This window comes from Streptomyces sp. LS-MS-L19, assembly GCF_058382285.1.
In genome coordinates this window covers 4,298,718-4,322,492 of sequence record NZ_JBYCLL010000001.1, presented here as the reverse complement: position 1 = coordinate 4,322,492, position 23,775 = coordinate 4,298,718, and the positions used below count along the sequence as shown (strand labels likewise).

The 23,775-nt window shown below is 68.5% G+C and carries 24 protein-coding genes; 9 read left to right on the top strand and 15 right to left on the bottom strand.

Annotated elements, in window-relative coordinates:
- The first annotated feature begins 367 nt into the window (after positions 1-367).
- Complete coding sequence (locus AC2XR2_RS19275) at positions 368-1,726, top strand: MFS transporter (RefSeq protein WP_491515776.1); 1,359 nt, start codon at positions 368-370, stop codon at positions 1,724-1,726.
- An 88-nt stretch (positions 1,727-1,814) separates the two neighbouring features.
- Here the strand turns inward: AC2XR2_RS19275 and AC2XR2_RS19270 are convergent, their stop codons facing one another.
- A complete protein-coding gene (locus AC2XR2_RS19270; RefSeq protein WP_491515775.1) occupies positions 1,815-2,720 on the bottom strand; it encodes a LysR substrate-binding domain-containing protein in 906 nt (301 codons plus the stop codon).
- A 74-nt stretch (positions 2,721-2,794) separates the two neighbouring features.
- Here AC2XR2_RS19270 and AC2XR2_RS19265 point away from each other — a divergent pair, with 74 nt between their 5' ends.
- From AC2XR2_RS19265 to AC2XR2_RS19245, 5 genes are read left to right on the top strand one after another with little or no spacing between them, the layout of a single operon-like run.
- A complete protein-coding gene (locus AC2XR2_RS19265; protein WP_491515774.1) occupies positions 2,795-3,460 on the top strand; it encodes an RraA family protein in 666 nt (221 codons plus the stop codon).
- A complete protein-coding gene (locus tag AC2XR2_RS19260) occupies positions 3,457-4,122 on the top strand; it encodes an RraA family protein (protein WP_491515773.1) in 666 nt (221 codons plus the stop codon). The genes AC2XR2_RS19265 and AC2XR2_RS19260 overlap by 4 nt, the downstream gene beginning before the upstream one ends.
- Positions 4,119-4,733: an RraA family protein gene (locus tag AC2XR2_RS19255; RefSeq protein ID WP_491515772.1), complete on the top strand. Its 615-nt coding sequence runs from the start codon at positions 4,119-4,121 to the stop codon at positions 4,731-4,733. Before AC2XR2_RS19260 ends, AC2XR2_RS19255 begins: the two co-directional genes overlap by 4 nt.
- Before the next feature lie 8 nt (positions 4,734-4,741).
- Positions 4,742-5,935: an aminotransferase class I/II-fold pyridoxal phosphate-dependent enzyme gene (locus AC2XR2_RS19250; protein WP_491515771.1), complete on the top strand. Its 1,194-nt coding sequence runs from the start codon at positions 4,742-4,744 to the stop codon at positions 5,933-5,935.
- Positions 5,932-6,768 carry an alpha/beta fold hydrolase gene (locus tag AC2XR2_RS19245; protein WP_491515770.1) on the top strand — a complete coding sequence of 279 codons (837 nt, stop codon included), beginning with the start codon at positions 5,932-5,934 and terminating at the stop codon, positions 6,766-6,768. The genes AC2XR2_RS19250 and AC2XR2_RS19245 overlap by 4 nt, the downstream gene beginning before the upstream one ends.
- Before the next feature lie 133 nt (positions 6,769-6,901).
- Here AC2XR2_RS19245 and dctA read toward each other — a convergent pair whose 3' ends face one another.
- The 4 genes from dctA to AC2XR2_RS19225 all read right to left on the bottom strand — a co-directional run bounded on the left by dctA (position 6,902) and on the right by AC2XR2_RS19225 (position 10,915).
- Entirely contained in the window at positions 6,902-8,260 is a 1,359-nt protein-coding gene (gene dctA / locus AC2XR2_RS19240; RefSeq protein WP_491515769.1) for a C4-dicarboxylate transporter DctA, read from the bottom strand.
- 175 nt (positions 8,261-8,435) lie between these two features.
- Complete coding sequence (locus AC2XR2_RS19235; RefSeq protein WP_491515768.1) at positions 8,436-9,494, bottom strand: tartrate dehydrogenase; 1,059 nt, start codon at positions 9,492-9,494, stop codon at positions 8,436-8,438.
- 84 nt (positions 9,495-9,578) lie between these two features.
- Positions 9,579-10,466 (bottom strand): LysR family transcriptional regulator, encoded by an 888-nt coding sequence (locus AC2XR2_RS19230; protein ID WP_491515767.1) that lies wholly within the window; start codon positions 10,464-10,466, stop codon positions 9,579-9,581.
- A gap of 71 nt (positions 10,467-10,537) precedes the next feature.
- Entirely contained in the window at positions 10,538-10,915 is a 378-nt protein-coding gene (locus AC2XR2_RS19225) for a DUF6069 family protein (RefSeq protein ID WP_491515766.1), read from the bottom strand.
- A 325-nt stretch (positions 10,916-11,240) separates the two neighbouring features.
- Here AC2XR2_RS19225 and AC2XR2_RS19220 point away from each other — a divergent pair, with 325 nt between their 5' ends.
- Both AC2XR2_RS19220 and AC2XR2_RS19215 read left to right on the top strand, forming a co-directional pair.
- On the top strand, positions 11,241-12,464 hold the full coding sequence (locus AC2XR2_RS19220) for a sensor histidine kinase (protein WP_491515765.1): 1,224 nt from the start codon (positions 11,241-11,243) through the stop codon (positions 12,462-12,464).
- A complete protein-coding gene (locus tag AC2XR2_RS19215) occupies positions 12,461-13,108 on the top strand; it encodes a response regulator (protein WP_491515764.1) in 648 nt (215 codons plus the stop codon). The genes AC2XR2_RS19220 and AC2XR2_RS19215 overlap by 4 nt, the downstream gene beginning before the upstream one ends.
- Positions 13,109-13,204: 96 nt before the next feature.
- Here AC2XR2_RS19215 and AC2XR2_RS19210 read toward each other — a convergent pair whose 3' ends face one another.
- From AC2XR2_RS19210 to AC2XR2_RS19195, 4 genes are all read right to left on the bottom strand, one after another.
- Positions 13,205-14,686, bottom strand: a complete 1,482-nt coding sequence (locus AC2XR2_RS19210) for a hypothetical protein (RefSeq protein ID WP_491515763.1) — start codon at positions 14,684-14,686, stop codon at positions 13,205-13,207.
- Positions 14,679-15,626 carry a site-specific integrase gene (locus AC2XR2_RS19205; protein WP_491515762.1) on the bottom strand — a complete coding sequence of 316 codons (948 nt, stop codon included), beginning with the start codon at positions 15,624-15,626 and terminating at the stop codon, positions 14,679-14,681. The genes AC2XR2_RS19210 and AC2XR2_RS19205 overlap by 8 nt, the downstream gene beginning before the upstream one ends.
- Positions 15,627-15,956: 330 nt before the next feature.
- The gene (locus AC2XR2_RS19200; protein WP_491515761.1) at positions 15,957-16,385 is read right to left on the bottom strand and encodes a hypothetical protein; all 429 of its coding nucleotides are present in this window, start codon (positions 16,383-16,385) and stop codon (positions 15,957-15,959) included.
- 541 nt (positions 16,386-16,926) lie between these two features.
- The gene (locus AC2XR2_RS19195) at positions 16,927-17,448 is read right to left on the bottom strand and encodes a hypothetical protein (RefSeq protein WP_491515760.1); all 522 of its coding nucleotides are present in this window, start codon (positions 17,446-17,448) and stop codon (positions 16,927-16,929) included.
- A gap of 465 nt (positions 17,449-17,913) precedes the next feature.
- Here AC2XR2_RS19195 and AC2XR2_RS19190 point away from each other — a divergent pair, with 465 nt between their 5' ends.
- Positions 17,914-18,255: a helix-turn-helix domain-containing protein gene (locus tag AC2XR2_RS19190; protein ID WP_286253737.1), complete on the top strand. Its 342-nt coding sequence runs from the start codon at positions 17,914-17,916 to the stop codon at positions 18,253-18,255.
- Between the two features lie 10 nt (positions 18,256-18,265).
- On the opposite strand, the gene AC2XR2_RS19185 is transcribed toward AC2XR2_RS19190, so the two are convergent.
- The 6 genes from AC2XR2_RS19185 to AC2XR2_RS19160 all read right to left on the bottom strand — a co-directional run bounded on the left by AC2XR2_RS19185 (position 18,266) and on the right by AC2XR2_RS19160 (position 23,747).
- Positions 18,266-18,400, bottom strand: a complete 135-nt coding sequence (locus AC2XR2_RS19185; RefSeq protein WP_491515759.1) for a hypothetical protein — start codon at positions 18,398-18,400, stop codon at positions 18,266-18,268.
- 94 nt (positions 18,401-18,494) lie between these two features.
- Positions 18,495-20,483: a DNA recombination protein RecN gene (locus AC2XR2_RS19180; protein ID WP_491515758.1), complete on the bottom strand. Its 1,989-nt coding sequence runs from the start codon at positions 20,481-20,483 to the stop codon at positions 18,495-18,497.
- Positions 20,480-21,073 (bottom strand): ABC-three component system middle component 2, encoded by a 594-nt coding sequence (locus tag AC2XR2_RS19175; protein WP_491515757.1) that lies wholly within the window; start codon positions 21,071-21,073, stop codon positions 20,480-20,482. Before AC2XR2_RS19175 ends, AC2XR2_RS19180 begins: the two co-directional genes overlap by 4 nt.
- Positions 21,074-21,126: 53 nt before the next feature.
- Positions 21,127-22,065: a serine/threonine protein kinase gene (locus AC2XR2_RS19170; RefSeq protein ID WP_491515756.1), complete on the bottom strand. Its 939-nt coding sequence runs from the start codon at positions 22,063-22,065 to the stop codon at positions 21,127-21,129.
- 725 nt (positions 22,066-22,790) lie between these two features.
- Positions 22,791-23,123: a hypothetical protein gene (locus tag AC2XR2_RS19165; RefSeq protein WP_491515755.1), complete on the bottom strand. Its 333-nt coding sequence runs from the start codon at positions 23,121-23,123 to the stop codon at positions 22,791-22,793.
- Positions 23,124-23,282: 159 nt separating this feature from the next.
- Positions 23,283-23,747, bottom strand: a complete 465-nt coding sequence (locus AC2XR2_RS19160; RefSeq protein WP_491515754.1) for a hypothetical protein — start codon at positions 23,745-23,747, stop codon at positions 23,283-23,285.
- Positions 23,748-23,775: the final 28 nt, after the last annotated feature.

Genomic DNA, 23,775 nt, shown 5'->3' with positions numbered 1-23,775 from the left:
GTCATCCACCGGCACGCCAGCAGCGTCACCTACCGGCTCGTTCGCTGGGCGAGCCCGACGGCGCTGGACCCCCGGACATTCGGCGGGCTCTGGCGATGTGGTCGTCGCCTGACAGCTTGCCGAGCGGGCGGACCGGGTGACGTTACAGCGACACCGTCGGCCCCCTGGCGCACCCGGACGGATCTCTTGACTCCGAGCCAACAGACTGCCACGCTGCGTTCCGCCTTCTCGCTCGTTCCAACTCCGGTAGCCGCCACGGGCGGCCTGACTGCAGTGTCGGTCGCCGTATGTGTGCGTGCGCCCCGGCTCGATCCGGGCGTCCCACAGGAGCTGTGGCCGGCCTTCCCTCACCTTGGAAGGACGTCGAGTGAAATCCATCGGCAATGGCGCCGACCTCAGAACCCGACCCGCGGCCCCTGACCAGGCTCGGAGATCGGCGCGCGCAAGTGTCATCGGTACGACCATCGAGTGGTACGACTTCAACGTCTACGGACTGGCTGCTGCCCTGGTCTTCGGGCCCCGGTTCTTCCCCGCGGCCTCACCGCTGGCCGGCACCCTCGCGGCGCTGGGGACGTTCAGCATCGGATTCTTCGCGCGGCCGCTCGGCGGGATCCTCGCGGGTCACTTCGGCGATCGACATGGCCGCAAGAACGTGCTGATCGTCTCGCTCGTTCTGATGGGGATCGGCACGGTGGGGATCGGCCTGCTCCCCACCTACCAGGTCATCGGCGTCGCGGCCCCGATCCTGCTGGTCATCCTGCGGCTGATCCAGGGACTCGGCCTCGGAGCCGAGTGGGGCAGCGCCGTGCTGATGTCGGCGGAGCATGCCCCAAAGGGACGGCGGGGCCTGTTCGGCTCCATGCCTCAGCTGGGCAATCCGGCGGGCATCTTCCTCTCGACCGTGGCGTTTCTGCTGACCACGGTGCTGCTCGGCGATGCGGCCTTCGCGGCGTGGGGCTGGCGGATCCCGTTCCTGGTCGGCGGTCTGCTGATCGTGGTCGGGTTCGTGATGCGGCGCAGTCTGGAAGAGACTCCGGAGTTCGTCGGCGCCCTCTCGCAGCGCCGGGTCAGCCGACGTCCGCTGGCGGACATGCTTCGCGAGGCTCCGGGCCGGCTGGTCCTCGCGTCCCTGCTGTCGATCGCGGGACCCACGGTCGGATACCTGCTCTACGTCTATCTGGTCGGTTACACGCGTGACGCGCTGCACATTCCGTCCGCGAAGATCCTGCCGGTCGTAGCGTGCACGTCACTGCTGAACCTGGTCACGATCCAGGTCGGAGCAAGGTGGTCCGACCGCATCGGCCCGAAACGCGTCTGCCTCATCGGTACGTGCGCGACGGCTGTCGTGACCGGTCCCTTCTTCTTGTTGCTGAACACCGGATCGGTACCGCTCGTCGCCCTGGCCTACTGCCTCATCTCCGTCGCGGGGATCCAGCTCGGCGGTCAGGCGACGCTGCTCACCAGCCTCTTCCCCACGAGTTATCGGCTCAGCGGGGTCTCGACGGCCTACGGGGTCGGCTCGATTCTCGGTGGGGCCGCGTCACCGCTGGTCGCCGCGGCGCTGGTCGGCGCCACCGGCACGATCTACGTGGTCGCCGCCTACGTCTTCGTGGTCCTCGTCGTCGCGATCGTGGCTACGGCCATGCTGCGCGTTGAGCCCGCCGAGGCAGCGTCGGCGGATGTGTCCGTCATACCCGCGGCGCCTCCTGTGGTGGAGAGCGGCTGAGTCCGTTCTCCGGTGGCCGGCTGGGGTACGTCGGCCACCGGAGTCCTTCCGCATTCACACACTTGACCCACGCGCCCGCCGTCCGGCGTCAGCCGAGTGGCGGTGGTGCCTGCGCCGTCGTCAGCCGCGCCGCGATGGCTGTGAGACGTTCGGCCAGAGCACCGGGGTCGGATCGTGTCATGGCGGTGAGTTCGATGGTCGCCGTCGCGTGACGGAGCGGTCTGAACCGGACGGCGGGGCGTGATGCGGACGCCGAGGCGGGTACGACGGTGACGCCGAGTCCGCATTCGACCATGGTGATCTGTGAGGTGACCGATCGTGCCCAGTGGGCCGGGCGCGGGCTGAAGCCGGCCGTTCGGCACGTGGCTGCCATGGCGTCGTGGTAGTCGGGGGAGATGTGGCGGTGAAGCCACACCCATGGGCTGCCCGCGAGGTCGGCGAGATCCAGCGGACCGGTGGCATCGGCAGCGGGGTGGCTGAGGGGCAGGGCGGCGACGAACTGGTCGGCGAAGAGTGAAGTCGCCGTGGTGCCGCGCACCGGGGCGGTCTGGCGCACGATGGCCCAGTCGAGGGAGCGGTCGAGGAGGCCCGCCGCGGCCTCGTGGGTGTCGATTTCCTGGGTGCGGATCTCCACATCCGGCAGCGCCTCGTGGAAGCGCTCCAGCACGAGTGGCAGGGGCCAGGAGAAGGCCGTGGCAACGGCACCCAGGTTCAGTCGTCCGCCGCGCCCGGTGGCGGCCTGCCGGGCAGCGAGTTCGGCTTCCTCGGCATGCCGGATCAGGGCGCGGCAGTGATCCAGGAACACCGCTCCGGCGGGACTGAGAGCGACCGATCGCTGGGAGCGGTGCAGGAGTTCGCAGCCGAGTTGCTGTTCGAGTTGCTTGATCGCCTGGGACAGCGGTGGCTGGGACATCAGCAGCCTCTGCGCCGCGCGGCCGAAGTGCAGTTCCTCGGCGACCGCGACGAAGTACCGGGCCTGCCGGATCTCAACCATGATTCGCTCAGCCTCTTACTGAGAGAGGAAATCAGACCTTCCGAATATATCCGGAGGCTGTTGCAGTGGAAGCCATGAGCAACTCATCTCTCCTGGACCGCTTCGCGGGGCTCGACTCCGCCGCGGTGAGCGACGCGCTCGACCAGCTCGGGCTTCCTTCCGGAGTCGGCGGCATCCGCCCGCTGTGGGGCCCCGCCGCCGTGGTGGGATACGCCGTCACCGTGGAGCTCGAACCGCGTACCGAAGGCCCTGCCGGACCCCACATCGCCACCAAGGCCATCGAGAACTCCGACGACCGCACCGTGATCGTCGTCGACAACCAGGGCCGTACCGACGTCTCGTGCTGGGGCGGCATCCTGAGCCTGGGCGCATCCCGGCGAGGGGTGCGCGGCGTCGTCGCCGACGGCGTGTGCCGCGACGTCGCCGAGGCCCGCGAGCTGGGCTTCCCGGTGTTCTCGCGGGGCTCGATCCCAGCCACGGCGCGGGGCAGGCTGCAGCAGCGCGCCACCGGCAAGCCGGTCCACGTCGCCGGACTCACGGTCGAGCAGGGCGACGTCGTCGTCGCCGACGAGACCGGTCTCGTCGTCGTCCCGCGGGACCGGGCCGAGGAAGTGGCGCGGATCGCCACCGCGATCGTCGCCCGGGAGCAAGCCATCGCGGACGAGGTGCGCGCGGGCACGCCCCTCTCCCAGGCCATGCATGACGCCCGCCTCGCAGGAGAGAAGGAGCCGGCCCGATGAGCGACACCACCGCCACCTCGAACCTCGCCACCGACCTGTCCACCGCCTCGGTGTCCGACGCCCTCGACTCGCTCGGGCTTCCCGGATCGCTCCACGGCATCGGCACGCTGCGCCCGGGACAACGCGCCGTCGGACGGGTCTTCACCGTCCGCTACGAACCGGTCGACGAGGCCGGCGGCACCGTGGGCGACTTCCTCGACGACATCCCGGCCGGCGCGGTGGTCCTGATCGACAACGCGGGCCGCACCGACTGCACGGTCTGGGGCGGCATCATGAGCCAGACCGCCCACGCGCGCGGCATCGCGGGCACGGTCATCCACGGCACCTGCCGTGATGTCGCCGTCGCGACCACCGTCGGCTACCCCATCTGGTCGGTTGCCCGGTTCATGCGCACCGGCAAGGACCGCGTCCGGGTGGCCGCAGTGCAGACGGCCGTCACTGTCGACGGCGTCCTCATCCACCCCGGCGACATCCTCGTGGCAGACGACGACGGCGCTGTGGTCGTCCCCGCCGCCCGCTGGGACGAGGTCGCGGCCATCGCCCGCCGTATCGACCGCGTCGAGGACGCCATCGTCGAGGCGGTCCGCGGCGGCGCCACCCTCGCCGAGGCGCGCGCCCTGCACGGCTACCACTCACTCCAGACCCGGAAGGACGCCTCGTGAGCACGACCGACCTCGCCCGCGGCCACTCCAGCGCGACCCTGTCCGAGGCGTCCGGGCTCCCCGTTGCGCTGTCGCCGGAGATCCGGTCGCTGTGGACTGGTGCCCGGCTGTGCGGCCCGGCGTTCACCGTGCAGGGCGCCGGTGGCGACAACCTCGCCCTGCATCACGCAATCCTTCAGGCCCCGCCCGGGTCTGTCCTGGTCGCCGACGTCGGCGGCGCCCGCTTCGGCCACTGGGGCGAGATCCTCACGGTGGCCGCCCAGCACCGGGAGATCGCGGGCCTGCTCATCGACGGAGGCGTCCGCGACGCCGACGAGATCAAGAGCCTCGGCTTTCCGGTCTTCTCGTGCAACAACGCGATCCTGGGCACCCGCAAGGACTTCCGCGGCGTCTTCGGACACCCTGTGAAGGTCGGCGGCGTCACGGTCCACACCGGCGACCTCGTGGTCGGGGACGTCGACGGGGTGGTGGCGCTTCCCGGCCCCGACGCCGAGCGGATCCTGGATCGCGCCGACGCGCGCGTGGCCCACGAGAACGAGCTGATGAAGCAGCTGCGGGAAGGCCGTAGCACTCTCGACCTGTACGACAACTTCGAAGCTGCCGGGCGGTGACGACACGGATGACGACACAGACGACGGACAACCCGATCTTCGCCGTCGCCGCCAAGGCCGAAGCGCTACGGGCTCAGGGCGCGGACGTCATCACGCTCGCCGCCGGTGAACCCCGGGCGGCCAGCAGCATGGTGGTCGTGGAGGCCGCAGTCGCTGCCGTCCGCGACTCGGCCACCCACCACTACGGAACGGCTCAGGGCGACCCCGCGTTGCGCGCGCTCGTCGCCACCGCCGTCACCGGTGACACCGGGCTGTCCTGGAGCGCGGACGACGTCCAGATCGCCCTTGGCGCCAAGCACGCCCTGTTTCTCGCTCTCCAGGCCTTGATCGACACCGGCGACGAGGTCCTGGTCGCCGCGCCAGGCTGGCCCGGCCACGCCGAAGTCGTCACCGCCGCAGGTGGAGTGGCCGTCCCGGTCGCGACCGACGAGGACTTCCGGCTCTCGGCCGACACACTCGACAACTGCCGCACCCCGCGCACGCGAGCGCTGATTCTCTCCAGCCCTGGCAACCCCACCGGCGCGGTGCATCCTGAGGAGCGGCTGCGGCAGATCGCCGCCTGGGCGCAGCGGCACGGCATCTGGGTCATCAGTGACGACATCTACCGGGCGTTCGACTACACGGGGACCTACCAGTCGTTCCTGCGGGTGGCTCCGCAGTTGCGTGGCCGTACTGTCGTGGTGGGCGGCGTGTCCAAGGAGCACGCGATGACCGGCTGGCGCGTCGGGTGGCTCGCGGCACCCCCGGAGATCGTCGCCTCGGCGCGGCTGCACGTGTCCCGCACCGTCACGCACGTCCCGACGGTCAATCAATGGGCCGCTCTCGCCGCCCTGAACGACCCCGGCACCCCCGTGGCGGCCGCCCGCGCCTACCGGCGCCGGCGCGCCCTGCTGGTGGACGCGCTGAACGGGATCGACGGCATCGACTGCCCGCTGCCGGACGGTGGCATGTTCGCCTTCCCCGACGTCAGCGCCCTGCTGCGGGACCGCGGCTGGATCAGCAGCGCCGACCTCGCCGCCTGGCTCCTCGACACCGCCCATCTCGCCGTCGTCCCCGGCGAGGCGTTCAACGCACCCGGACGCATCCGTGTGTGCTTCGCCGTCGACGACCGCACTCTGATCACCGCGATCGAGCGACTGCAGACCGCTCTCGGGCCCGCGAGGCATGAGACGGCCGCAACCCAGCTGGAGGAGGCCCGATGAGCCCGATCAGGAAACTGGACCGCTTCACTCTCCCCCTCACCACCGGCACGACCCGCGTCGAGGTGTCCGGCCTCCACCGTGACGGCACCGGAACACCCCTGGTGTTCCTCCACGGCTTCGGCTCGACGAAGGAGGACTACGCGGACGTCGTCCAACAGGAACAGCTCGCCGACCGCCCTGTCCTGGCCTACGACGCGCCCGGCTGCGGCGTCAGTACCTGCTCGGACCTCGACGCGGTCTCCCTTCCCTTCCTCGTCTCCGTCGCCGAGCAGGTCCTCCAAGCCCGGCGGATCGAAAGGTTCCACATCGTCGGGCATTCGATGGGCGGCCTGACCGCGCTCCTGCTCGCCGACGGCGACCCCGGCAGGATCGCGAGCTTCACCAACATCGAAGGCAACGTCGCCCCCGAGGACTGCTTCCTGAGCCGGCAGATCGTCACCCACTCCCACGACGATCCCGACGAGTTCCTGGCCCGGTTCGCCGAACGGGTCGCGGGGTCGCGCTTCTACGGCGGCGCGCTCTACGCGTCGAGCCTTCCCCACAAAGTCAGCGCAGGCGTGGTCAGGGGCATCTTCGAGTCCATGGTCGACCTTTCCGACCACGGCAAGCTGCTCGACCGGTTCCTCGCGCTCCCCGCGCCGAAGATGTTCATGTACGGGCAGCAGAACAACACCCTGTCCTACCTCCCCGCCCTGGCCGAGGGCGGTGTCGAACTCGCCGAGATCGAGCACTGCGGCCACTTCCCCATGTACTCCAACCCGCCGCAGATGTGGGCCCGCATCACCGACCTCGTCACACGCGCCGACGCCGGCACCCGAGCCGACGAGGGCTGAAGGGCGAGACGCGGTCACGGCACGATGACTGCGGTGCCCGACCGTTGACGGCCGGGCACCGCAGGGGGCGTACGTCCGGAGTACGCCTCGCCCGGGCCGGCGCGACGAAGGCCCGGGACGTGGGGGTTGCCGGTCAGGCCTTCGTCGGCAGTTGTGCCGGGAGGGCGGCTGCCTGCTCGGGCTGCGGCTGTGGCTTTCCGGTGTGCAGGACCCTGTTGACCTTCGCGACGTCGAGGACGTTCTCCCAGCGGGCGACGACGAGGGTGGCGACCGCGTTGCCGGCCAGGTTGGTCAGGGCGCGGCACTCGGACATGAACTTGTCGATGCCGAAGATGAGCATGATGCCGGCTGCGGGGACGGTACCGACGGTGGAGAGGGTGGCGGCCAGGGCGATGAATCCGGCGCCGGTGATACCGCCCGACCCCTTCGAGGTGAGGATCATGACGGCGAGCAGGCCGAGTTGCTGTCCGATGCTCAGCGGTGTGTCGGTGGCCTGGGCGATGTAGACGGCGGCCAGGGAGAGGTAGATGGAGCTGCCGTCGAGGTTGAAGGAGTAGCCCGTGGGGACGGTCAGGCCGACGACGTCCCGGCGGATGCCGAGCCCTTCGAGTTTCTCCATCAGCCGGGGCAGGGCGCTCTCGGAGGACGAGGTGCCCAGGACGAGAACGAATTCCTCGCGGAGATAGCGCAGCAGCCGGAAGATGCTGATCCTGAGCGCGGCGGTGACCGCGCCGAGGATCACGATCACGAAGAACGCCGAGGTGCCGTAGAAGAGCCCGATGAGCCGGCCGAGACTGGTCAGGGTCGAGATGCCGTACTTGCCGATGGTGAAGGCCATGGCGCCGAACGCGCCCACGGGTGCGGCCAGCATGACGTAGTGCAGGATCTTGAAGACGACGGCGCTGAGGCGCCGGATGCCGTCCACGAGAGGTTCGCCGACCGGGCCGACGGCCTTGAGGGCGATGCCGAAGAGGACCGAGAAGAAGATGACCTGGAGGATCTTGCCCTCGGCGAAGGCGCCGACCGCGCTGGTGGGCACGAGGTCGGTCAGGAAGTGCCACCAGGACTGGTCCTCGCCGTCCTTGACGTACTGACCGGCGTCTCCTTCCAGATGGAGGTCTCCGGGGTGGGCGTGGACACCGGCGCCCGGCTGGAACACGTTGACGGCGACGAGGCCGACGAGCAGGGCGACGAGGGTGCCGGCCTGGAAGTAGAGCAGGGACTTCAGGCCGACCCGGCCTACCCTGCCGAGGCTGTCGACGCTGCCGATGCCGGCCACGATGGTCAGGAAGACGATCGGCGTGATCAGCATCTTGATCGCGGCGACGAAGGTGGTGCCGACGGGTTCCAGTGCGGTGCCGACGGAGGGCCACAGCCAGCCGGTGAGGATGCCCGTGACGATGGCGGTCAGGACCCAGAAGTAGAGCTGCCGGTACCAGGGTTTCCTGGCCGTCTCCGGCCGGGGCGGTGCGGGGACTGCGGATGCTGCCATGGCGTTTCTCCTCGTTGAGGAACGGGGCGCAACCGGGTCGCGGGTCGGTTCTCGACGCAGGGGAGAACCGGTGGGGAGCGCGGCTCGGGAGAAGTGGGGCAGGCCGGAGGCGGCCTGTGCCGGAGTGGGGCGGTGTCGTCCGTGCCGCCCCTGCGTCATCGGTGGGGCCGGCGGCTCAGAGGAGTTCGAGGAGCTTGTCGGTGAACTCGGCCGTGGTGGCGGTGCCGCCCAGGTCGCGGGTGCGTACGTCGGTCTTGGCCAGGACCGCGGCGATCGCGTCGGTGATGTCCTTGGCCGCCGCCGGGTGGCCGAGGTGGTCGAGCATCATGGCCGCCGACCAGATCGCGCCGAGCGGGTTGGCAATGCCCTGCCCGGCGATGTCGGGGGCCGAGCCGTGCACCGGCTCGAACATCGAGGGGAACTCCCGCTCGGGGTTGAGGTTGGCGGCCGGGGCGATGCCTATGGATCCGGCCACCGCGGCGGCGAGGTCGCTGAGGATGTCGCCGAAGAGGTTGGAGGCGACCACGACGTCGAACCGTTCGGGATGCAGCACGAACTTCGCCGCGAGCGCGTCGATGTGCTCCTGGTCCCAGTCGACCTGGGGGAAGGAGGCGGCCCGTTCGGCGACGAGCTCGTCCCAGAACGGCATGGTGTGCACGATGCCGTTGGACTTCGTCGCGGACGTCAGCCTGCCGCCCCGCTGTCCGGCGAGTGTGAAGGCGTAGTCCAGCACGCGGGTGACGCCGGCCCGGGTGAACACGGCTTCCTGTACGGCCATCTCGTCCGGGAAGCCCCGGTTGAGCCGCCCGCCGACCTCGCTGTACTCGCCCTCCACGTTCTCGCGGACGACGACGAAGTCGACCTCGCCGGGCCGTGCGCCCCGCACGGGGCTGTCTATGCCCTCGAAGACGCGGATGGGCCGCAGGTTGACGTACTGCCGGAAGCTGCGCCGGATCGGGATCAACAGGCCCCACAGCGAGACATGGTCGGGCACGCCCGGGTAGCCGACAGCCCCCAGCAGGATGGCGTCCTTGTCGCGCAGTTGGTCGAGCCCGTCGGCGGGCATCATGGCGCCCTCGCGCAGATACCGCTCGCAGGACCAGTCGTCGTAGGAGGTGTAGGAGAGGCTGAAGCCGTGCCGGCGGCCGAGGACGTCGAGCACCTGCTGCGCGGGCGGCAGCACCTCGGCGCCGATGCCGTCACCGGGGATGAGGGCGATGCGGTGGTTCGTCATACCGTCGATTCCAGCAACGCGCCCGGGGACACGTCCAAGACGCAATCCGGATCTGCCTTATAAGCAAAGCCTATGAGGCCGCACCTATGGGACCGTCTCGCCGGCGCCGGCCATCGCCCAGAACGCGGCGGCGGCCGGCGAGAGAACACCCCGGCGGCTGATCAGCGCGACCTGCAGCGCGGTCGCGGGTTCGATGTCCAGCACGTCGGCCCCGGTCTGCCGGGCGATCTCCCGCCAGGACTCCGTCACCACCGCGAGCCCGACCCCGGCCAGCACCAGAGGCAGCAACGCCACACGGTGCTCCGTCTCGACCGCCACCGTGAAGTCGACGCCTCGTTCCCTCAGGGAGTCGACGTACGCCCGCATGCCCGTCCCGGCCTGCCCGACGATCAACCGCTGACCGGCCAGCTCCTCGCAACCGACAGCTTGCCGACCGGCAAAGGGCCCGTCGGGCGGTGTCACCAGCACGAACCGCTGCTCGCCCAGCACATGTGCGCGGACTTCCGTGTCGGGAACACTGCCGGCGGACGCCAGCAGGCCCAGTTCCGCAGCCCCTGTGCGCACCGCGTCGACGACATCGCGAGCGGTGAAGACGGCCTTGACCGCCACCGTGACGCCCGGATACCGCTCTGCGAAGGAACGGATCAACGTCGTGAGAGGCTCGACCGCCTGAGACGGCATCGACGCCACATCCAGGCGCCCCTCGCGCAGTTCATGCACGGACGCCACGCTCGCCTGGGCGACCTCCAGGCTCCGCACCGCCGCACGGGCCGGTTCGATCAACGCCCGGCCCGCCTCCGTCAGCACCGCCCGGCGCCCGATCCGATGGAACAGCTCCGTCCCGAGATCCCGCTCCAGCGCACGTACGGCCTGTGACAACGACGGTTGTGACACGTAGAGCGCCGAAGCGGCCCGGCTGAACCCCCCGCGGTCGACAACCGCCAGAAAATACTCCAGCTGCCGGACGTCCATGCTCCTCCTCCCGGGCCACCGTGCCTGGGTAGCCTCTCACGCAGGTCACGTCGGGAAGGTGAGTCGCCCTGCTACCGCACCGAGCTCAGTGGCATGACCCTGCGGTACGCCGACACCGCGATCACCGCGACGGCGACGTGCATCAGGAGCAGCGCCACCACGCCGGTCACCTCGCCCTTGCCGAACTGGGTGAAGTCCGGAACGAAGGACACCACGACGACCGACGGGACGAGTCGGCGGAGCAGCCGTTCGGAATCGCGGGAGAACCTGCGGACGAGGGCCCACCCGGCGGCTCCTGCCAGCACACCCAGCGCGGTCAGGGAGGCGTACGACGAGAGCTTCAACGGAGCGAAGTCGTTTGGCGCACCCACTGCGTGCGCGAGTACGGCGATCAACGCGTTCACCAGTGAGGACAGCAGGAAGGCGACGAACACACCTCCTGCGACCACGAGCGGACCCCGACGTGAGGGAAGAGTTTCAGAGACAGAGGACATGGTGACTCCAGACTGTGCGAGGGAACATGGTCGGCTCATGGGGCCACTGTCGGCGCCACTTGTTGATCCGGACGGCCGACTTCGAGCCGCAGCCGGTGAAGGCGCTCCAGCCGCACGTGTGCGGTGGAACAGCAGGCCGTCGGCCGCGGGGCCGATCGTCGCCGCCCGGGCCCGTTCCGCACATCGACCGATCGACGTGCCCCTCGTCAACCGATCGGTGGACCGGCCCCCACTGGCCGGCTGATCCTCCCGCTACGCGGCTGCACCTACTCTGAGGGGCATGGCACTGCAACAGGCGTGGGCGCGGAAGCGGTGGACAGCCGTGGGGCAGCACGCCGTCTTCACCACCGTCCTCACCGTGTCCGTGCTGGTCGCGCTGGCCGGGACGAACATGACGACCGGCGCGGCGCTGCCGCGCGTCGGCCCAGCGGTGGGACTCGCCGCCTGGTACGCGTACTGGATCGCGCTGCGCGGCAGGGCCGATCGCCCGCCGCCGCCCTACCTCGTCGGGGCGTTGGTCGTGTGGTCACTCATGGCCGCGGTGGACCCCGCGCTCCTCCCGGTCATCGTGGCGGTGTTGAGTCCGTACTGGCTGCGACGGTCCTGGTGGCCGGCCGGCGGGGTGCTGTTGCTGGGCACCGCGTGGTCGTGGGAGTACTTCACCACGGACAGCTCCGTCGACATACGGGCGCTCACCGCCTGTCTGCCCGGCATCGCGGTGGCGATCACCACCGTCTGCTATGTCACCGCTCTCGACCGGGAAAGTCACAGGCGACAGCGGCTCCTGGACGAGCTCACCGCCACCCAGGCCGAACGAGCGGCAGCGGAACGCCAGGCGGGCACCCTGGCCGAACGTCAGCGCCTGGCCAGGGAGGTCCACGACACGCTGACTCAGGGGTTCGCCTCCATCGCCATGCTCCTGGACGCCGTACGCGACGACCTGCCTCCGGGCTCACCCGCGGGCCGTCGCGTGGAGCAGGCCATGCGGACGGCCCGGGACAACCTCGCTGAGAGCCGCCGTCTCGTGCACGCTCTTCATCCGGCGCCGCTGGACCGCACGCACCTGGCGGACGCGGTCCGTGAGCTCACTACCCGGCTTGCGGAGGAGACCGGCACCGAGGCCTACACCGTTGTGACCGGCCGACCGGTCGCCCTGCCTCCCGGTACCGAGGGCGAGTTGCTGCGTGTCGTGCAGGAGGCGCTGTCCAACGCCCGCCGGCACGCCCGCGCGGTGAGTGTGTCGGTCACGCTCTCCTACCTCGGCGACCTCCTGGCGATCGACATCCAGGACGACGGCACCGGTTTCGCACCCGCTTCCCGGCACGCGGGCATCGGCATGATCACCATGCGGGAACGTGTCACCGCCTTGGACGGCACGTTCGCGGTGGAAAGCACCCTGGGCGAGGGCACGACCGTCGCCGTCACGGTGCCGCTCCCGGTCGAGCCTTCCCCCTCCGTACCGCAAGCCGTGTCGGGCATCGAGCGGATGGCCCCGGCGTCATGAGGAGTTCGACCAGTCCCACGATCCGGGTCCTCCTCGCCGACGACCACCCCGTGGTGCGCGACGGGCTTGCCGCCCTGCTCTCCACCCAGCCCGATTTCACGGTCGTCGGCGAAGCCGCCACCGGTGCCGAGGCACTGCACCTCACCGCCACACTCGCACCGGACGTGGTGTTGATGGATCTGCAGATGCCCGGCATGGACGGCATGACCGCGACCGCCGCCATCCGTGCCGCCCACCCCGAGGTGCGGGTACTTGTCCTGACCACCTACGACACGGACGCCGACATCGCTGCCGCCGTCGACGCCGGAGCGGTCGGCTACCTGCTCAAGGACACCGGACGACACGAGCTGTGTGAGGCCGTCCGTAGCGCCGCGCGGGGCGGCGCGGCGCTGTCGCCCACGGTGGCCGCCAAGGTTCTCGCCCATATGCGCGGCGACCGCGGCGCCGGCCTGTCTGGCAGGGAGTTCGAAGTCCTGTCCGCCGTGGCCCGTGGGCAGAGCAACAAGCAGATCGCCCGCGCCCTGCGTCTGTCCGAGGCCACGGTCAAGACCCATCTGCTGCACATCTACGCCAAGCTCGACGTCGGCGACCGGACCGCTGCTGTCACCGCCGCACTCGGCAGGGGAATCATCCGCATGGACTGACGGCCTCGCTGGGACGCTGCGCTGGGGTACGGAGCGCCGGACGGTCAGGACAGCGACGTCGTGCCCCGAGCGGTACGCCGGAGGCCGGCAGCGGTACTACGCCGGATCGCTGCCTGTACCCACCGACCGCAGTGCATGTGATCGCTCCAGGAAGACGCGTCGGCTGGTGGCGTTCTGGGCGAGGGCGAAGCCGAGGAGGAAGACCTTCTGGCGTGCGAGTCCGTAGGAGATCATGCGGTTGTTCCACATGCTCTGGTCCAACTGGTTGTGTACGGACTCGGAGTCGCTGCGGTAGGGATAGAGCTGCTGGTGGGTGAGGGTCGCCTCCGGTATCTGCTGAAGGTGTTCGGCGCGGTGGAAGTCGCGTTCGGCGTCGCTCTTCAGCCTGCGGCCGGTAGCCGGGTCCGTGCCGATGCGGTCATTGGGCGTCGTGGTGATCGCGACCTGGACGCGGTACGGGTGGGCGCCGTGACGGCAGGGGATCTGCAGCAGGTGGTACCAGCGTGACTTCGTACGGCCCTGCCGGTGTTCGAGGCGGATGACGGGAACCGGGATCAGGGTGCTGGTGCCGTCGTCGAGGAGGACGCGCTCGGCGATGCGGCCCTGGTCGCACCACAGGTCGTGGCGGCAGCGCCCGAAGCGCAGGAGTTCGTAGGCACGGGGTTTGACCGAGCCGTGCTGCTTGTTGATGACCAGCAGGCCGAGGCGGGCGAGGGTGTCGCGGTGGACGCCGCGGAACGCTCCGTCGTAGATGACGCCCATGCAACCGGGAAGCAAACTGCTGAGCTGGGTGAAGGAACGCACGGCGACGGCTGCCTCGTCCTCGTAGTCCCCGCCGGCGACATGCCGGACGGCGAGGATGACGCGCTGCCAGTAGCCGTCGTCACGCGCCGAGGCGAAGAACCACTTCGTGCCCCTTGCCATGCGCTTCTCCTTCTCGCCGTTCTCGTAGTAGAGCCGGGCGGCGGGATCCACTCGGTGCCTGCGCATCTCCCCGGTGGTGGTGTCGACGGTGAAGACGTGTTCCGCTTTGGAAGGTGCTTTGGGGACAGTGGCGTCACCGACGAGCAGCTGACGGCGTTCGGGCCTCACCCAGTTCCGGGTGGCGCCTTCTGGGAACAGGCCCTGATGCAGGGCCTGTTGGACGGCTCGCTGCTCGAAAAGGTCTTGGAGCAGTTCGATGCTGGGGGCCAGGAGCTTCTCTTCGGCGTACAGGTACTGGCCACGGCTCGGCGGGGTGACCGGCAGCAGGGCCGCTGCCGTGCGTCCGGCGTTGCGCCGTATGGAAGCGCGGACGGCGCGCCACTGTCTGGTGTCCAGGGTGCCGACGGCGGAGCGTTTGGAACCGGTGACGGTCATGAGAGCAGCCAGCAGGACGTAGACGACGGCTGGGTACTGGCGGGGGCAACCGCGGCTGGCCGGCGCGGGCAGCAGTTCGGCCATCTCATAGATGAGGGGATCGTCGAGGCAGTCTGCGATCCGCTGTGGTTGCGTGCGTTGTTCCGAGTCGCTGAGCTGGCGCTTCCTGCTGGGTCGGAGTTCCTGAGGGATGGGGTCGCCGAAGACGTCGTCAGGCACCGACCGCCTCCTGCTCGTCCTCAGTGCTGGGGCTGCGCCACGCAAGGCCGACGACGGCTGCGGCGCGGTCGAGGGAGCGCAGGCCGAGGCGACGGGCGGCGTCCTCGATGCGCCCGGTGCGCTCGAACTCTGCGACCGCGGCCCAGGCGGTGATCGAGGACGGTTTGACGTCCTCCTCGTCACCCAGGCCGATGCGCCTGAGGAGGTCGCCCAGAGCGACACAGGCACGTGCCTGCAGGTAGGCGTCGGAACCGTGTCGGTCGGACACGGCCAGGCGAGCGTTCGGCGCGGACTCCTTGCGTAGTTGCCGTGCACTGACGAAGTTGGCGCGGCTGGTGAGGATGTTGAGGCCCCAGTCGTCCAGGGGACACCAGCGTGCGTCCACCTTGGTGGAGCCGTGCATCCACACGCGGCGACGGCTGACGTCGAGGTCTCGTACGCGGATGTGCCCGATCTCCCCGCTGTGACCGCCGGCCAGCGCGAGCGCGGCGGCAGCTCCATGACGGCTGGGGCGGGTGACGAACGAGGCGCGGTGACGCAGGTCGATGACCTCGTCCTCAGCCAGCGGCCGGACACCACCGATCGCACGGGCGGGCAGGACGATGTCCCGGGCGGGGTCGGCGTCACTCAGACCGAGTTCCCGCAATGTGCGGTAGGCGGTACGGATGACTGAGCGGCGCAGCAGCATGGTGGCTGCCGCAGAGTCGGTGACGCGGCCGTGGCGGCTGCGGCCGCGGGCGGTGACGAAATCCTCCGCGAGATCGGCGGTCACATCGCCGAGGACAACGGCGCCGCGCAGTTGCATGTAGCGCTCGCAGCGTTTGAGCAGCAGACCGAACTTGTCGAGGGTCTGCTCGGTGATCTCGCCGCGGGCGGCCATGGTCTGCCAGGCGTCCTGGACACGGTCGAACGCGTAGGTGAGAGAGGGGTCGCTTCCCACAGTGAGGGCCCTTCGCCGGGGTGGCACCAGCACAACCGGCTCTGAGCCCGCAACGACAAGATGCGTGAACGAAGGGGTCGAAACGGTTGAAATGGTGGTGTTCCATACATGCGACACCTTGGGCATGGATGATCTCCGCGGCAACAGGAAGGAGGCAAACGGGGGTGGCAGACGCAGCGGCCGCCCTGGCAGGACGCAGACGTGCTCAAGCGCCGCGTCGACGCAACGGCTCCGTGGTGGCACGACCGCTGACCGCCTGGCTCAACGAGTGCAGGCGGGTGAAGGGGCACCACGGCCGAGAAGCCACGCGGCGCCGGGAAGCGGGCTAGGTCAGCCGTTGGTCTGCTGTCGAATCCGCGGCGACAGGGAGGCGAAGACGGTCTGATAGGCGCCCATCAGCGCGATGAACTGGTCATCGGGCAGCGCGGAGATTTGCGCGGGAGTGGCACTCATCAGGGGGTCCAGGACTCCCAACGACTCCTGCTTCTTCGGCGCGGAGGCCGTGGGACGCTCCTCTCCGGCGGGGAGCGTGCATCGCCCCAGCTCGTCACGGTCGACCAGCAGGGCGTACACCAGCCACTCCGTGAGATAGAGGCCGCGTTCCGCAGGGCCCGGAGCGCCGGCCTTGAGTCGTCGGGCCAGCTCGGCCTCCTCCAAAGGCCCGGACGACAGGTGCTGTACGGCAGATCGCTGGAACCACTGGCCCTGCCAGCTGTCCCGCAGCAGAAGCCGGGCTCGTGCCGAATCGGTGCTTCGCAAGTGTGCGAGGGTCAAACCGAGCTCGGTCAGTGCCAAGGAGCCGGAGTCGGCCCGGAAGATCCCGGCCTGCGCGAGGAAGCCGGCCGTCCCGCTGACTGACCTCGGAGCGATATTGAGCTGTTTCCCGACGGTCGTGGCCCTGACGGCAGCCCGGCCGGGTCCGCCGAGTTCGGCTATGGCGTCGATGACCTCAAGCTGCCGGCGCGGGGTGAGGCGCTCGGTCGGAAGGATCCGCGATCGCGAGGAATCGGATGGTGCCATCACGCACCTCCCGCACGCAGGGTGCAACGGGTCATGGGGAGCGCGGAAGAGCGGCATTTTCTGATGTATGGCGCCAGAAATGGCATAACGGGCCCTCAGTTCGTGTCCTACTACAGGCATTTCTGATCAGGGCCCGACGCGGACCAGGGGCTATGCCCTAGGGTGGTGTTCGATGCGTGGGCCCTCAGCTGACGTGTCACCGGCGCCGCTGGAGGAGAACCGCCAAGTACTCTCTGGCGGCGCCACGTGCACGTTGCTGCTGGGTGTGAGGTTGTGATCTCTAGGTGTTTGTGCGGTACGCCTCCGGGATCTCCAGCAGCCGGTAGGCGCCCCGGCGGACGATTTCCACCGTCTCCCTCTTGTGCAGGGCCGCCAGGGCGGCGCGGATCGCACTTGCGGTCGAGTCCGGTCGGACCTTTCGCACGCGCTCATAGATCAGCGTCAGCGGAGTGATCTCTCCGATGTCCAGTGCATCCACCACGAGGTGCTTCAGGGAGCGCCCTGGAACACTCGGAGCGGCAGCCGTCTCCGCGCCAGAATGCTCTGTTTGTTCGTCGCGGGAACCAATGTCCGATGCGTCCTGTGCCTGTTGCCCCACGTACGCTTCGGCGGCCTCGACGGTCGCCAGGACAGCGGCATGGCGCTCGGCCGCGACACGCTGAAGCTGTTGGGTTTCCTGCAGCACGCGCTCGGCTTCCGCGACGGCCAGATCGGCCGCTTCGCGACGGGCTCGCTCGACATCTGCCAGCTCCCGGAGACGAGTGATGAGCGGCTGAGCAGAAGTGCTCGTCGCGTTCGCCACCACACCCTCCTCGGCTGCTTCCGGAGCGACTTGTGGATCACCCTACCTGGCGGCGCAGGCAACTGCAGCAAGTAGCCGAATGCTCCGTGAGCAAAACGCATCTGATGGCTCGTCTGCTCACGTCGGGCGGTCGGATTGGTGGTGATCTAAGACCACTTGTGTCAGCGCGCTGAGTCCAACCTGCCGGTCAGTAGGGAGAGTTGCTGCACCAGGTCAGCGCTGCGTAGTGGCAAGTCGCTTATTTTCGCGGGCGGTTGCTTGATGCGTGGCTAGGTGCGTCGACAGGTACAAGAGGAGAGGAGACGTAGATATCCGGTCGTCGCGCCTGACCCGGAGGGGACGGCTTCAGGTGCCGCGGGCGCCCCTGGATGAGCGTAGGCATCCCGTGGCCGGACCGTATTTCGACGGGTTGCAGCGCTCCCACAGCCTGCCCGGAGGCGGTACTGCGCGTGGCACGATCGGGCCATGCCACGCAGCAACAACGACAAGCCCCCTCTGTTCTATGTGGCGGACGGCACCTGGCCTGAGGTAACCCTCGCCTCGGATGCTCCGCTGAGCGCTCACTGCGGCCTGTTGCTGGCGCGAGACCTGCGCCGGACGATGCGGTCACGCGATCTGTCCCTGCGGGGACTAGCCGAGGTCGCCTGTGTCGCCCATTCCACTGTCGCCCGCGTGGTCAACGGTGACGTGCTTCCCGACATCGGCACCCTCACACGCTTGGAGGACGCCCTCGACCATCAACTGTGGCCGGGACCGTCCGCGGTGCGGTCGGCTGCGGTCTCGATGCCAAGGACTGTGGGCCGATGAGATGGGAGGATCAGGCCTGTGCGTGATCCCACGGCTTGAGCGTGCAGGCGGCCCAGGAGAAGCGACGCAGCCGTGCCTGGTGCACATGGGCCGCAGTGCCGCCGTAGGAGGTGTTGAGATGACGTCCGAGGACGACGACCGCCACGCTGCCGGCGCCCGCGGACTTCAGAACTGCCGCCGCTGACGGAGTGCGGTCCTCATGCGCGACCGGACATCCTCGAAGGCACCGAGGCTAGGGCCTACCCCGTCTCGTCATCGATCAGACCGTACGGCGGGTGCTCCTCGTCCCTGCTGAAGCGCACGATGACGTCCTCCTCCGCGAGGTCGGGCGGACTGTTGTCGGCGACGATCACCTGCGCCGTGTCTCCGTGGCTGGCCAGCCACTGGCGGAGGAAGCGGTAGAAGTCGTCGATGCTGACGGCGTCTGCGATCAGGGAGTCGCGTGTCCCGCCGTGGCCGAGGTTCTTTTGAGGGCTGTCGATCATGAGGAATCCGGGATGGGCCGCTCCCTTCTCGACGGCCACTTCGAAGACAGCGAGCTGCCACGCCAGTGTGATCAGTGTTCGTGCTCCGGAGGAGGCCTCCTGGTAGGGCTCCCCTCGCACATGCGGTGTCAGGTCGTCAGCGATGTGCGGCATGCTCAGCTTGGGGTAGTGCCACTCCGCGAGGAGGCGGGCATAGCGCTTACTGATGTCCCCGATGACTTGGTCACGGTCTGCTGCCGCGTCGCCCAGGCTCGTCAACTCGGCCCGGAGATGCTGGAGCTGGGCTTCCTGCTGGGCGACCTTGGCCGCCCGCTTCTCCAGTCCTTCCTGGAGCTTGGCAGCGGTGTTCAGTTCGTCGATCCGGCGGTTCACCTGGATCTGCTGACGGTGCAGGTCATCACGCGCGGACAGGTAGGTCGACACGACCGGCCCCGTCGCCTCGTCCAGGGCTTTGGCCGCGTACTGCTCGTCCAGGGCCGTGGTCGCTGCGCGCTGTTCTGCGGCGGCCAGGGACTGTTCGAGGTCCTCGATGTAGGTGGTGATTGCTTTGAGCCGGGCTTTGGTGGCCCGCGTCTCAGCGGCGACGTCCAGCCGCTCTTCGGGAGGCGTGACGGCGTCAGCCGCAGAGCCCAGGCTGGCAGTTGGTTCGGGCGATGACTGGACGGTGTGGTGGCACAGACTGCAGTGTCCGTCGTCGGTGTGAGGGGGCTCCTGGAGGGACTGGAGACAGGCGGGGCAGGTACGGACGCGCAGTGGGTCGAAGAGATGCTTTGCCTGTGCGAGCATGCCGAGCTTCAGGAGGTCGTCGGCGTATTGCGCACGCAACGGGAGCATGCGAGCCAGCTGGGTCTGCTGATCCCGCAGAACAGCGGCCGCCGACTGTGCTCTTTCGGCGGCGCTGCGGTGCCGAGCGCGCAGCTGTGTGGCGAAGTCCGTCGCGGCTCGGGCCTGGACGTCGATGGTCTCCAACTGGCGGGTGATGTCGGCGAGTTCCCGTTCGGCGAGGAGACGTGCCGGTGCGTCGGCGGAGGCGGTGTGCTGTTCCTCGACGAATGCGCGGGCCGTGGCCAGTTCCGAGCGTGAGCGGTTCAGCCTGCTCTCCAGCTCCCTGATCCGGGCCCCGATCTCGATCCGCCGGTCGTCATGAACGGCGAAGACGACGTCGACGACCTGACGCAGCTTGTGCTTGCGCATGAAGCTGTTCTCGAACAGGAAGTTCTTGTCCGCCACACGCTCATTGGTAAGGAACGTCAGCCACATCAGATCGCGGAAACTGAGCGGGTCAGTACGCGACTCCGAGCTCGTGGGGGCCTCCCTGAGCTGCACACCTTCCAGTCCGCAATGACTGAGCAGCAGGGTGGACAGGCTCTGGGGATCCCCGGCGGGATCGATAGGCCTGCGCTCTGCGGCGGAGGCGGCCGCTTCGTCGAGGCGGCCGCGGCGTACGAAGGCGCTTGTCGACGGCTCCCCGACCGCACGCTCGATTACGTGTGGGACACCGGAGAGCTCGACTTCGAGGAGGGATGCCCTGACCTTGCGCATGATCTCCGGGTGGCGCGGGTGCTTCTTGGCCCCGAGGCCGTAGGAGATGAACTCCAACACGGCGGTCTTGCCGGAACTGAAGGCGCCGGAGATGACCGACAGCTGGCGGACGCCGTCCCCACTGGTGAAATCGATCTCGTAGTTCCGGTCGATCCCGACCAGGCGCAGACGCCTGATACGGATTCCGGTGGTGGCGCTCATTGGACCTCCAGCCAGAGGGGCATCATGGAGTGAGAGAGACGGCTGGCGGAGCCAACGACATTTGCCAGCGCAGCCCCGGGGTTCCGTGTGCTGTCCAGGCGGAGCCAGGTCGCCGACTCCTTGCGCAGTCGGCTGTCGCTCATGCGCCTGAGCTTGCCCACGATGATGTCGGCAGCGGTGGAGAACGAGGTCGCGTAGGTCGTGGTGAGCTGAGAGCTCAGGTGGCGGCCGTGGTCGGTGATGCGGTAGAGCAGGCTTCCCTGCTCGGCAGCGGCGGAACAGCAGCCGTAGGCGACCAAGAGGCTGAGATCGTGCTGGATGCGTTCTCTGCGGCTGGTGAATCGCTGTCCGGACGAGGCGTACGAAAGGGTGCGCGGATCGAAGCCGGCCAGCCTGAGCAGTGACGCCTCCCGGCTGTCCGTCTCCACCACCAGGAAGGGATTGGCCGAGAGGAAGTCGTAGTAGCCGATTCTCTCCAAAGTCGCGCCCGGCAGATCCTGGCCGGCCAGAGCCTCCAGGAGCAGCAGCAGTTGCGCCAGGCGGAACTGCACCTCGTCTTCCGGCATCACGACCGGGCGGTCAGCCTCCACCACTGCCCCTTCAGCGTTGAGTTAGGTCATCGAGTCGGACGGGCGGGCCGCCCTCACGGATCCGTGTGCGCCTCCGCGATCGTGCGCCAGTGCTTTACCCATCCCGCCTTACGGTTGTCCACCAGCCGGTGCACGAGTCCCCAGGCGTGGAGGAGGTCCAGCCGCAGGATCTTCGGCAACTGCGGATGTTCCGTCCTGACGTCGGACCACACCGATGCATGCAGACTGGGGAACTTGTCCTCGGCCCAGCACTGGTTGAACCGGGCCTCCCACAGACCGTGCAACGTGGCGTCCGCCGACTTCAGGGCCTTCAACTCGCCCGGAACACCCTTGTGCGCGATCTCCCGGACAGCCACGTCCGCATTGAAGAACTGGCGTTTGGCAGAGTCGAGTTCGACATGACCGGCCGCCTTCATCTGCATGATGAAGAGCGCCGACTCCAGCGCGGTCGCCTTGTCGTCGTCGACCTCGACGAGTTCCCGCGAGTCCTCCGTTGGCTGCTCACTGCGGTAGACCTCGTAATAGCCGCGGCGGACGTCGTCGGCCTCGGGCGTACGGAGCAGCTTCGTAAGCCGCGTCTCGTCCCACAGCTCGATCACGAGGTTGTGGTCTCGTTCCTGACGCTTCTTCCAGCCGTCCCACCACGCCGTGGTGGGACCGTCCATGCTGGACGGGATGCACAGGATCCACATCCTGACCGTGTGGCCCTTGTCCGCCGCGGTCTCAAGAACCGACCTCAGGGACTCGCGGATCTGCTGCTGGTTGCCCTTTTGCGTCGCCGGATAGAAGTACTTGGACTGCCAGACCGTGATTTCGCCGCCGAGGTCGCCGGCGAACGCGTCGACGCCCCAGTCGCCCGGGTTCGCGGCGATCATCCGTACGCCAGGGGTGGTTGATCCGGCCAGTTCGGTGATCATCTTCTCGAAGTCGTCCCTGGCGCCGCCGAGCCCCCCGCCTCGGACGATATGGACCGCGAAACTGATGGGGGGCACCCCGGCCCCGACCGCCTGTGATTCCCGCACCGTCCCCCGCCGATCGACCTGCCCCACCTCGAGGCTCTCCGTTAGCTCCCGTCACGCAGGGTCAGCCTGACCGTAACCTCGGAGACCTGATGGATCAAGCCCGGAGCAAGGAGGAGTGGTTCCTGGCGCGATCGGTTCGGTGATCACCGGACCCGAAGGATCCCTCATGGGGAGGCGGGCCTTTTAGTCGCGTAACGCTATGAATACGAAACGCTGGCCGTGGTCGTCATGACGGGGGACGGCTGGAGCCGTTTCCGAGGCTGGCTGGGGCGTTGGTGGGGGTGTGGAGGGGACCAGGCCGCTGACCGTCAGCTCCACCGGGGCCGGGCCGCGCTCGTCGCCGTACTCGGAGGACGAGGGACCGCTCCGGAGAACTGTTCTCCTCCAATCGGATCACAGCGACGGGGCAGTCCGCGTGGCGCAGGGCTGCCCGGCGGACCGGGTTCAGCAGTGCGCCCGGACGAGGTCGGGGAAGGCGGCTTCCCCGACCTCGCGATTGTGGAAGGCTACGATGTCGACGTACTGCCTCTCCGCCAGAACGACGCAGGAGAGACTCATCCACTGCCGGGGCGTGTGTACCGGACCGGCAAGCTCTCCGAGCGATCTCGGTAAACGTCGCGCGTACCGCCCGCGTAGGACATCAGCTGCGGGAGGGTGGGGAGCTGTGCTGCGGGTCCGCGGAGGGATTGGTCCACTCACGACGACAGACCGGGGTCTTCTGAGCTGTCTGCCGGGCCGCGGAGGTCTGCCAGGATCCTCCGGATGTCCGCGGCCAACGTCGCGGGTGTGACGACCCTGCCTGCTCGAACGGACAGACCTCCCGGAGTGTCAGGCGGAGCGGCTTCCACCAGGTAGCCCACCTCCGTCAGGATGCCGAACAAAGCCGCGTGGAGATGACGTCGGGCGGCTTCCTGCGCGCGGTCTGCCGCGGCCATGGGCCAGCCCCGTAGCTGCTCGTCGGCGGCGGCGCGGCGCAGGCTACGGGAGACGAACCACTCCACGCCGACGGACTCACCGCGATCGGTCACGAGGACACCGTGGGCGCGATAACGGTCGTCGTTGTCCGCTTCGGGTAGTCCAGCGGCTGCCAGAAGCGTTCGGATCTCCAGCCGCAGTGGACCGCGGTTGGGGGGCTGCAGCCGATGCTGACCACTTGTCACGAGGCATGCTCCTTGGTGCGTACGTAGTCATTCGACGAGAGTGATGACGCCGTCGGGAATCCAGCCTTCGATATACCCGCGCAGAAATGGGCCCAGCTCGCGTGGGTAAACGTCGAATTCCTCGTCCTCGACATTGGACAGCGGATGCCAGACATAATCGGCGTCCATAATGGTGTTGGAGCGAGCGTGAAGGCTGAGCGATCTCATTTTGCTGTGACGGACCACAAAGATGCGCGTCGATTCCTTCGGAATGTTCCGGTCTTGTAGCGGACTGTAGCTCCCGACAACTGGAGTGCGGGCAAGGAACCAGTGCGAGAAGAGTGAGTCAAGGACGTGAATGACAGAGAGTCGCGACGGCAAGATGCGGATTACCCGAGAAGCAACCGGCCGCCAAGAGGACTCGCCATGAGCCCGGCACAGCAGTACGCGATCTTCGCCGTCGATCACTGCCAGGGCGGTCTGCCATGACTTTCTTCGGTATGCGGTCCTCATGCCTTGAGCATCAGTCAGAACCGGTGCA